Raw genomic sequence first — 10,776 nt, 5'->3', positions numbered from 1 at the left:
AGACGACATTGACCACACTCCTTTCAGTAGTCGGATCCGGTTGATCGCCGACTGATAAGCAAGCACGTCTGGCGAGACGGTTCCTCCCTTGAACCAGCGGAGAACGGACCGACCGTCCATGTCAGCGCACTTCTGGGTCTCCAGTCAGCGACGCCGGTCGAAAAAAATGCCTCCCGGTAACGCGGGTCGGCTATCCAATGTGGCCAATATAGAGAGATCGTCCGAAAAATTGCAATAAGAATTGCGGCCCGTGGCGGTTATTCCGGGCGGCGCGCAGAAATTCCTCTGCTAGCAGCGGAGTTGACTTGTAACAAATCGTCGCTCGCTACGATATGGATTAAGGCGATCAAATTGGTTGCGATTCGGTTGCAGCACTTAAACGGCGACCGAAGTTACGAGGGAGAACGGTCATGGCGCATAATCGCATCGGTCAGCAACTTGAACCATCAACAACCGAGCCGCAGGCCCCTGCCATTCCCGCGGGCTTTGCATTTTGCCCAAATCCTCAAGCAACAGCCGCCAATCCCAGTAGCTTCCTGCATCAAGCCGCGTATCAGCAGGCCCTGCAGGAAGCCCGCGACCGCGCCTGGCGAGCCTTTCTTGACCGGGCGCTGTTCTCGGTTTGGAACTAACGGTTTATCGAACGGACGATTTCCGCGACGCGATTGATCCCGTCCAGCGATTGGTCGATAGCCTTCGGGATTTCCTCGCGAAGATAACTCAGATCGGTCCGAGCGACCGCGCGCTCGAATTCCGCCGCGATTTCTGCGGAGAGCGAGTCGGACTTGGCTGCTTGCACCAGCCGATCGCATTCGTCGAGGACCGTTTCCAGATCGCGAAAGGCGCCCTTCAGAAAGTGCGCGTTATCGCCCAGGTCTTGCGTGGGAGTGTTGATTTCGTCGGCGATTCCCGCGGCCAGTTGGCCAACGGCCTCTAACTTTTGAACCTGCAGCAGCTTTTGGTTGGCTTGTTGCAAGCTCGCCGTTTGCTCCTCGACCAGCCGCCGCAATTGGTCGACCGACTGCCGCGCATTGCGGGCCAGTTGCCATTTCTCGGTCAAAGCGGAGGCCACTTGGCGAACCTCCACATTGTCGAACGGCTTCTTCAAGAGCAGCAAGCGATCGGTTTCTCCGAGCACTTGCGTCATCTCTCCCCATGAGTAGTCGGAGTATGCCGTGCAAATGACGACCTGCAAATCGGGGTCGACTTCCCAAATGCGGCGGACCGTTTCCACGCCGTCCCAGCCCGGAGGCATGCGGACGTCGACAAACGCCATGGCGTAAGGCCGGTTCTCGCGCAGACTTTGCTCGACGCGCGCCAGGGCCTCTTGCCCCTGATAAGCGGAGTCGAGATCATAGCTCGCCAAGGGGCGCGACGCTGCCACGACCGGCTCGCCAAACAGCGCGGCGGCGGATTGATCGACCGTGCTGGCGCCGTCGTCGTCGGTCCCGATCACCTTGCGAAAGTCCTCATGGATCGCCACGTTGTCGTCGACGATCAGAATGCGGCGATTCTTCTTACCCGTCATGGGGCAATTCCCTCTCTCGTCGAATCGTTGACGGATTAGCACGCCTGAGCTTCGGGAACCGCGATCCGGTGGACGTGCCTGGAATAGGCCAAGAGGTCGTTCATCAACTCCTGCATTTTCGAAACGCCCTCGACGACCGGAGACGCGAGATCGTCTTGCTCCTCATCGCTCAGCTCGCATAACAGCCTCTGGGCGAGTTGCACCAGCGATTCGGCGGCCTCAGTCATCCGCGGACGCGCCCGGTCGGCGGGACCGCCGCCACCATTTCCATCGCCCTCCGAAACGTGGCCGTGATGACTAGCGACCCAATTGGTAAACCACCGCAGCAAGCTCGCGCGGCTGATGACTCCGGTCGGCTGGCCGTCGCGAACGACGACCACGCGGCGGATCGTCACTCGGCACAAGAAATCGAAGATCGCCTGGATCGGGGTGTCTTCGGCGTACGACACGACCGTGGTCTGCATGATCTCCGCAATGGGCTTGGTCCAGGAGTCGGTCCAAAGCATCGTCCACATGACGTCCTTTTCCGACAGGATGCCGATCAGTTTCCCCGCCGCGTCGATCACCGGCGCCGCGTTGACGCGCGTTTCGAGAAAATGGTTGGCCGCCTCCCCCGCGGTCGAGTCGTTTCGCAGGCATAAGACCGGCGAGGTCATCACTTGGCGGGCAAGTACGCCCTGGAAAAGATTGAGGGCGATCGGCATTTCGGCCAATCCCGCGGCGATCGGACTGGCCAGCGAGGTAAACCGGACGGTTCGATTGCGGCCGGATTGCTTGGCGACCAACATGGCCTGGTCGGCCCGGTGGAGCAGCTCGTGAGGCCCGGCAATTTCGTCGGCGCGTTGGGCCACGCCGAAGCTGGCCGAGAGCCGCACGATTCGGCCCGCCGCCGTGAAACCGGCGCCGGCGAGCGCCGTGCGAGCCCGCTCGGCCCAAATCGTGGCTCCCTCTTCGTTCGTGTCGGGCAGCAGCACGCAGAATTCCTCGCCGCCGTAACGGCAGACGAAATCTCCCGCCCGGCTTTGCTCACCAAGGACGTTTGCGACGAGTTTCAAGGCAGCGTCGCCTTCGTGGTGGCCGTGTTCGTCGTTAATCCGTTTGAAGAAGTCGATGTCCAGCAACACGCAGGAGAGCGGATGGCCCTGGCGCGCCGAACGATTCCACTCCCGCTCGAGGTGCTCGTTAAACGATCGACGATTGAGCAATCCGGTCAGCATGTCGGTGCGGGCAACGCGCCACTTTTCGCTGAGCGACATGGCCAATTGGCGGACTTCGATGTTTTCGAACGGCTTCTTCAGAATCAGGAAACGGTCGGTGCGGCCGAGCCGCCGGACCATCTCCTCCCAGGAATAATCCGAATAGGCCGTGCACAGCACGACGAGCAGCTCCGGATCGATCTCCCAAATTCGTGAGACCGTCTCGACGCCGTCCCATCCCGGCGGCATTCGAATATCGACGAACGCGACGGAATAGGGCCGCCCTTCTTGCAACGCTTGCTGTACGCGGCGGAGTCCTTCTTCGCCTTGATAGGCGGAGTCGATTTCGTAACGGTTGACGTCGTCGGACGGCGTGACGAGCGGTTGCTCGCCGAAGAGTTCGTTGACGGCCTCGGAGAGCGCCGACGAGCTGAACTGCCGGGGGCCGATGATTTTCTGATAATCCTCATGGATCGACTCTTGATCGTCGATCACCAGGATTCGCGGGATCAGGTCGTGCAACATGCGGGCTCCTCCGCGGGCTGAAAGGGTAGTTCGAGGGTAAAGGTGGCGCCGGTTCCCGGTCCATCGCTTTCGGCCTGGAGCGAGCCCCCCATCTCCTTGGCGGCGTTGGCGCAACTGTGCAGGCCGAAGCCGTGGCCCGTTTTCTTGGTCGTGAAGCCGTGCGAGAAGATCCGCAACAGGTTCTCCGGCGGAATTCCTACTCCCGTGTCGGTGAGAACGATCTGGAGGCGGTCTTCGTCGACCAGCCGCGTGCTGATGTCGAGTCGGTGCTCTCCCTGACCCGGCTCCAGCATGGCGTCCTTGGCGTTCTTCACCAAATTCACCAGGATTTGCAGCAGTTTCTGCTTGTCGAGCAACAGCTTGGGCAGCTCAGCGTATTCGCGCTGGACCGCGATGCCGTGCCGCTCGAACGACGAGGAGTTCATCTTGATCGCGTCGTCGAGCAACGTGTGCAGGTCGATCGGCTCGATGACTCCCGAGACGCCGGCATACGATTGCTGCGTGGCCACGATCGTCTTGATATGCTCGACCTTGGAGTGCAGGGAATTCAGCTCTTCGAGCATCTGAGCACGTTCCTCGGTCAAATGGCCCGCGAGGAGCTTCAAGAAACCGGGGACTTGCTTCCCCTTCGGATCCAAGGTAATGAACTGCCCCAGATCGGCCTGGTGCTGCTCGATGAGTCCTGAGACCCGCGTGAGTTGATCGACCTTGGACTGCTGGAGCCGATCGAGGACCAAAGTGGCGGAGACGTTGACGCTGTTGAGGACGTTGCCCACGTTGTGCAGCACTCCGCTGGCGATCTCGGCCATTCCGGCCCTTCTCGAGGCGACCATTAACTGCTGATGGGCGGCCTCGAGTTCCTGCTCAGCCCGGATGCGGTCTTCGATTTCCTGCTTCAATATCCGATTGGTGCGTTGGCGTTCGTCAAGTTCGGTTTGCAGGGCCCGTTGAGCGCCGGCCATCGCGTCGGCCATTCCGTTGAGCGCGACCGCCATCGTGCCAAACTCGTCCCGGCCGCGCACGCTGAGCCGAGTTTCCATATGACCTCGGGCCAGCTTCTCGGCGAAGGTCAAGCACTCGCCCACGCCTTGCGTAATGCTGCGCGTACAGCGTTGCGCCACGACCAGCCCCAGACCGATTGCGACCCCGCCGACGCTCATCAGGACCCAATGGCTTGCCTGGACCGCCGCGTTCACCCGATCACGGGTCAGGATCTGATCGTTTCGTACGCGAGTCTGGAGGGCTTCCAAGAGCGGCTCGACAATGTTTGCGTCGGACCGATATTTTTCCACGAGGGCCGCGATCTTCGCGTCGTTATCGAACAGCGTCAGATATTCGTCGATCCGGGCCTGGAGTTGCGATTTCGTCTCGTCCGCGAGCGCGGCGCGAGCCACGTCGAGCTTGAATAGGTCCGCAGCTCGGTGCATCGGCGCCGTGTCTCGATCGAGTCCGCGCAACAAGTAGTCCGTTTCCTCGCCCTGGATGGCAAGAAGATCGACGACGAGTTCGGGCAAGCTCTCTCCTCGGACGGTAACTTCAATCGAACGGAGTTTGCGCCGCAAGGCGCCTTCGAGTCCGACCTCGGCTTGGCCCTCTCCACCGATTTGCTTGCTAAACCGCGTCACCCCGTCCTGATATCGGTCGAGGGCCAGGTCGATCTGACGGGTCTGCTCCTTCACCGCCGGATCTTGGACCGATGGTCGAATCCGAGCCATGTTTTGGTGAATGGTCGTCACTTCCATCCCGAGCAGGGCCATGTATCGGGCCGTTGCCTCGCGTTGACCAAGCAATCGGTAATGCAGGAGGAAATCCTTTTCGTGCTGTCGCGCCTTGAGCATGGCCGCGCCGCTCTGCGCGCTGAGGCTTTCGACGACGTCGTCGACGTCGAGAAACCGATCGATCGCCCGTTGAGTCCAGCTCTGACTGACCAATGCCACGATGCAGGCGGTGGCCATCAGGCCGACCACGATGGCGAAGCCGCCAAGCAGCTTTGCTCGCAAACTGAGCTTGTTGAGCCAGTCGAACATTTGATGCTCCAATGCGAACGTGGGTTGTGCGACTACCGCCTTCGAGATTTGGCGGTGAATGCCCCCCGCGGACGGTCAATCGACGAAAGGAACAAAGCTGTACTTCCGAATCAAGTCGGTCATCTGTGGCGAAAGCGCAAAGTCGATAAACGCCTTTTTCAATCCGGCCGGGAAATCCGATGTCACCAAGACGAGAGAGCGCGAAAGAGGAAAACTGCCCGAGCGGACGTTTCCCTCCGTGGCCGCGATCCCGTCCGCCGGCAGCAGCTTGAGCGGAGCGCCCGCTTTTTTGCATCTTTCCGCCTCGCCGACCGAAACGAAAACGATCGCATTCGGGTCCTTTGCCACCGCGTCGATCGCCACTGGATTATCGCCGGCGAGCGATTGGGCCTTGATTTCGCGACGGTTGATGTGGAGGCTGTTTTCGACTAGCTCTAGCTCGCTGCGGGTTTCCGTGCGGCTGATTACGGTGACCGTGGAGTTCTTGCCTCCCACGTCCTTCCAATTCGTCACTTTGCCACGGTATATGTCGGCGAGTTGCCGGTCGGTGAGGCTCTGAACCGGATTGTCTGCATGAACGATGAAGCAGACGCCGTCGCGAGCGATCGGATACGCGAACAGTTCGTGTTCGTTGTCATTAAGCGCCCGCGACGACATGCCGATATCGGCCTTCCGCTGCCGCGCGTCACTGATCCCGCGGAGAGAACCCCCCATCTGAATTTCGAAATGGACCTCAGGGTGCTGCGCTTCGAACCGCCGAGCAATTTCCTGAATCAGCGGGAACATCGTGCTGGAGCCGGTGAGCACCAACTTGCCGTTCAAGCCGCTTAAGTTGATTTGGTCTGCTTGCCCCGGACTCGCCTCTTCGGCCGAGCATCCGCAGGCGATCAGCGCAAGCGCCGAGAGCAGGAAACGAGGGAGGGCCTTGCTGAACTGAATCATGTGAATCCCCTTTTAAGTCCGACGATTGGTCCTGTCGCATGTGTCAAGGATAGATCATTCCTTGGTGGGGTTGAAAACAGGCTGCGGGAGCCCGCGAGCCGGAGCAACCGTTAAATACGGAGCCCAAGTGGCGATTGGGTCATGGCGGTCAGAGCTGCTGAATCGACTGGACCTAGAGTAGTGGGCAGTTGCCAGGAGGCAGGGGGAAGGGTCGTGGCAATGGGAATTCTTGTAGCGACTGCGACCGGCGGCGAATTACCGCCGCCGCGTCGCATTGCGGTCAGGCATCGCCGTCGTCGATGAGTCGTCGCGGGCATCGCGCGATGGCTTGCCGCTCGGATTTCATTTCGGCATAATGAAGTCCCCCACCTTGGCGGATTCTGGGCGACCTTTGACAGCCGCCGATTCGCTTGGAGCGATGCGATGCCGGATGCGTTTGATCCCTACCATGTCTGGCTTGGGATTCCACCCGAGGAACAGCCGGCCAATCGCTATCGGTTGCTGGGTATTCGCGTTTTCGAGACGAATCCGGATGTGATCGAGAGCGCCGCCGATCGACAAATGGCGCATCTGCGCACGTTGCAGTCCGGTAAGAACGCGCGGCTCTCCCAGCAGTTGCTCAACGAACTGTCGGCCGCGCGGGTTTGCTTGCTCAATCCTCAGACGAAGGCCGCCTACGATCAGCAATTGCGGGCCGCGCTTGCCGCTGCTGCCGCGCCGCCTCATGCCAGGGCTGGTCCGATCGTCAACTTGCCGGTTGCCCAACCGATCACAGCGACAAACCCGCAAGCACCGCCGCCGGCATCCGACTGGGACCAATTGATCGGCAACGCGGACAGCCGGCCTCGCAAGACGAGCGGCCAATCGATTCGATCGGCTACTGCACGGCGGGCCGCGAACAATCGGCTAATCTACATTTGCATCATCGCAGCCCTGGTGATGGTCCCAGCCGCCGGCGTCGTGTTCTACGTCCTGAAAGCCAACCCGGATGCCGCGCTGACATTCGATTGGCCCTCCGCCGATCGGGCTGGCGCAAGGCTCACAATCGACGGCCAGCCGGTGACAATTCCCGCCAACGGTCCGTGGGAGTATCGCGTGCCGCCGGGCGATCACCATATCGTCGGTTCGCGCGGTACATACAAGCTGGAGACGACCGTCACGCTGGAGGCGGGCGGGGAACAGGCGATTTCACCGAACTGGAAGCCAGCGGCTGCGGTTCAACAGGCCGCCGTGCCGATTGAGCGCGACGGAACATTGGTCCTCGATTGGCCAGTCGGCGATCGACAAGGCGCGCAATTAACCATCGATGGTAAAGAGACGCCGCTCGACGACGCGCTGCCGCTCGAACTCTTCTTGAAGCCGGGGCCGCACGAGCTGCGAATCGTACGGAATGGCTTTCAGACGATCGACCAAAAACTTGCAATCAGTTCGCAGGCGATCGAGAAGATGAAGCCGATTTGGAAGCGACAGGAAGTGATCGCCACAACCGGCGGCCCGCCTTCTTCGGTCGCCCCGCCGGTGTCAGACACCGCCGATAGTTCGACCGTGGCGTCCGAAGCCGACGCGACGAAAAAGCTCCCGGTCCCTTCCGACGCCGAGCAGCAGCGGATCGGCAAACAACTGGACGAAACGTACAAGGTTGCGCACTCGGCTGAAAAAGAGCGGGCCTTGGCCGAGCAGTTCTATAATCTGGCCGACGGAGCTGGGAATTCGCCCGCCGAACGCTACATGCTGCTGGTAAGGGCGGTCGGTTTGTCGGCCGGGGCCGGGGACTTGAATTCCGCGCTCCACGGAACCGATCTCCTCGACGCCGCTTACGAAGTCGATCCCTTCGAGATGAAGCAAAAGCTGGTTGAAGTCTCGGTCAAATCGGCAACGACGGCCGAGCAAGTGGCGGCCGTGGCCGCGGCTGCCGAGCAGCTCATCGATCAGGCCCTGGCCGACGAGCGCTACGATACGGCCCTGGCGATCGCCGAGGCCGTCAGCGCGGTCGCCGCCAAGCCGTCGGCCGACCCTCGGTTGCGCAAGCAAATCGCCGAACGCCGCCATGAGATTCTCTTGCTGCAAACGGCGTCGGCCGGCGCGCTCGAGGCCGAGATGGTCCTCGAAAAGGACGCCGACAACCCCGACGCGAATCTGACCATGGGCCGCTGGTATTGCCTGTACAAGAGCGATTGGGACCGCGGGCTGCCGCTGTTGGCCAAGGGTCCCGACGGGCCGTTCAAGTCGCTGGCCAAGCAGGAACTGGCGGTCAACTTGGAGTTGAACTACCAACTTCAATTGGCCGACGGCTGGTGGGACCAGTCGCAAAAGGAAACCGGCCTCCCGCGCGACTCCGCCCGCGTTCACGCCGCCGAAATCTATCGCCTGATGCTCCCCAACCTGCAACCCAGCTTGAAGAAAACGACGATCGAAAAGCGGCTCGCGGAGATCGACGCCGGCAATGAACAACGCTCACAACAAACTGCCATCGTTCCCGGCTCGTGGGACAAATTCGATCTTGGACGAGCGAAACTGCTGAACGGAATTGTTCGACTTACCCCAACCGAAAACGAGGTCATAACCAAGGACGGTTACGCCGGACCGATCGAGGTTGCGGTTGTCGCTCGAACCGAAAGGAACAACATTCGGATTTACGGTCCACGTGGTTCGTCCGTGATTTTTAACTGGGAACGGAAGCCTGGCGAACTGAGGATCAACAGACCCGACGGCAATGACAAAGTGGAAAGCGGCAGCCTAGTGACGGCCGCCATCCCGCCGCTGGTTCCAAACAAGTGGTACTCGTTGCGCTGGCGAATTGCCGACGACGGCATAGGAATCTGGATCAATCGCAAGGCCGTCTTCGCGGAAAGGCGAAACAACAATCTCTCCGCTAAAGGCCGCGTCGCCGTTCACGCGGTTGATTCCAACGTCGACGTGAGGTCATTCGCCGTGACTTCTTTAAAAAAGGATTCGGGGAGCAAATCGCCGCTCAACACCTCGACCGGCTCGCAGCTCCAATTCCCGCGCGGGCAATGGGTCGAGGTGCTGAAGTTGGCTGACGTCACTAAGCATACGGTGAAAGGAAACTGGTCACGCAATGGCGCCGAGATTTCATGCGAGCCGGAGGGCGAGGCGCGTGTCGAGGTCCCCGTCATCGCTGACGGCAGCTACGATCTCGAAGTGGAGTTTACTCGCACTGACGGAGATGCCGACGTCAACACCATCTTTACCGTCGGCGACAGGCAATGCGCGATTCTGCTGAGCATGGATCATGGCGCCGTACGCGGTCTGGATCGCGTCGACGGAAAGAGGCCGTGGGACGACGGCAATCCAACTACTGTCCGGCCGGGAACGATTGTCAACGGCCATCGCTATCGGCTGCTCGTCAATGTCCGTCAAACACAACATGAACACGCCAGCGTCGATGTATCCCTTGACGGAATACCTTACTTGCCCCATTGGGAAGGCAATCCGACATCGTTGGCGCTCGATGAGGCGTGGCGTTTGCCGGATTCGCGAGAACTCGGCTTGGGCACCTGGAATACGCGCGTCACATTTCATTCGATGCGGCTAAAACTAATCGCGGGACGAGCCGTTGCCAAATCCGCCGTGCCGGAAATCATCAAGACGCCGGGCGTCAAGTCCGGCTCCGACTCCCGCACTCATTCGCCCGTTCAATTCTCGCGCGGACAGTGGGTCGACCTGTTGCGGATGGTCGACACCGCAAAGGATGCCATAAACGGAAACTGGGTGCGGAGCGGCGATGAGATTTCCAGCGAAGCCAAACGGTATTGCCGGATCAGGCTCCCCGCCTCGATCGACGGCAGTTACGAACTCGAAGTGGGTTTTACCCGGACAGATGGATCGAGCGATGTCAACACGATTATTCCGGTTGGTTCGCAGGGATGCATGGTGAGCTTAAGCGCCTCGGATGGGAAGGTCAGCGGCATCGAGAAGATCGATGGACATGGCATCACGGACAATCGGAACCCGACCGGAACGCTACCGGGTTCGCTCGAGAACGGCCATCGTTACAAGCTGCTCATCGGTGTGCGGCTCCTCAAGGACGAGATGGCAAGCATCGAAGTTTCGCTCGACGGAAAGCCATATTTGCGGTGGCAAGGAAAGCTCGCCGCGCTAAGCATCCCCGAGCGCTGGTCGTTGCCCAATCCGCGGCAACTTGGTCTGGGGGCATGGAAGAGCCGTGTGACGTTTCATTCCGTTCGGCTGCGGATGCTCGCGGGTGAGGCGGTCTTCGAGTCCCCGGCACCCCAACCCGCCAATCTGCCCACGATCATTTCAGCGCGCTGGGACGGCGGCAAAAATTGGGCGGACGTCACCGAGCGCATTCAGGCAGCCGTCGCTCGCGGAGACGCGGTGCAGGCCAACATCAGCTTTCTCGGCGCCGATCCGACCCCCGGCTGGAAAAAACAGCTCGAAATCACCTTCGAGAAATCCGGCAAACCGCAATCGGCCCACCTCAACGAGGGCCAGGAATGGTCGAAGCAGGACTACGGAGAATAGGTCACGGAAACAAGAACGGACGGAGAGTCGGAGAGGGACAGGCTAGCCTGTC

The 10,776-nt window shown here is 60.5% G+C and carries 6 protein-coding genes; 2 read left to right on the top strand and 4 right to left on the bottom strand.

Annotated elements, in window-relative coordinates; genetic code table 11:
- Positions 1–410 precede the first annotated feature (410 nt).
- Positions 411–632, top strand: a complete 222-nt coding sequence (locus VGY55_24035) for a hypothetical protein (GenBank protein HEV2973058.1) — start codon at positions 411–413, stop codon at positions 630–632.
- Here VGY55_24035 and VGY55_24030 read toward each other — a convergent pair.
- From VGY55_24030 to VGY55_24015, 4 genes are all read right to left on the bottom strand, one after another.
- Positions 629–1,528, bottom strand: coding sequence for a response regulator (locus VGY55_24030; protein ID HEV2973057.1), 900 nt, complete (start codon positions 1,526–1,528; stop codon positions 629–631). The two genes, VGY55_24035 and VGY55_24030, sit on opposite strands and share 4 nt — an antisense overlap.
- A gap of 35 nt (positions 1,529–1,563) precedes the next feature.
- Complete coding sequence (locus VGY55_24025) at positions 1,564–3,249, bottom strand: diguanylate cyclase (GenBank protein HEV2973056.1); 1,686 nt, start codon at positions 3,247–3,249, stop codon at positions 1,564–1,566.
- Positions 3,234–5,276 (bottom strand): ATP-binding protein, encoded by a 2,043-nt coding sequence (locus tag VGY55_24020; GenBank protein ID HEV2973055.1) that lies wholly within the window; start codon positions 5,274–5,276, stop codon positions 3,234–3,236. Before VGY55_24020 ends, VGY55_24025 begins: the two co-directional genes overlap by 16 nt.
- Before the next feature lie 75 nt (positions 5,277–5,351).
- Positions 5,352–6,218: a phosphate ABC transporter substrate-binding protein gene (locus VGY55_24015; GenBank protein HEV2973054.1), complete on the bottom strand. Its 867-nt coding sequence runs from the start codon at positions 6,216–6,218 to the stop codon at positions 5,352–5,354.
- Positions 6,219–6,641: 423 nt separating this feature from the next.
- Between VGY55_24015 and VGY55_24010 the strand changes: the two genes are divergently transcribed.
- Complete coding sequence (locus VGY55_24010; protein HEV2973053.1) at positions 6,642–10,724, top strand: hypothetical protein; 4,083 nt, start codon at positions 6,642–6,644, stop codon at positions 10,722–10,724.
- Positions 10,725–10,776: the final 52 nt, after the last annotated feature.

The organism is Pirellulales bacterium (assembly GCA_035939775.1).
Classification (GTDB): Bacteria; Planctomycetota; Planctomycetia; order Pirellulales; family DATAWG01; genus DASZFO01.
This window is presented reverse-complemented; position numbering and strand designations above follow the sequence as displayed.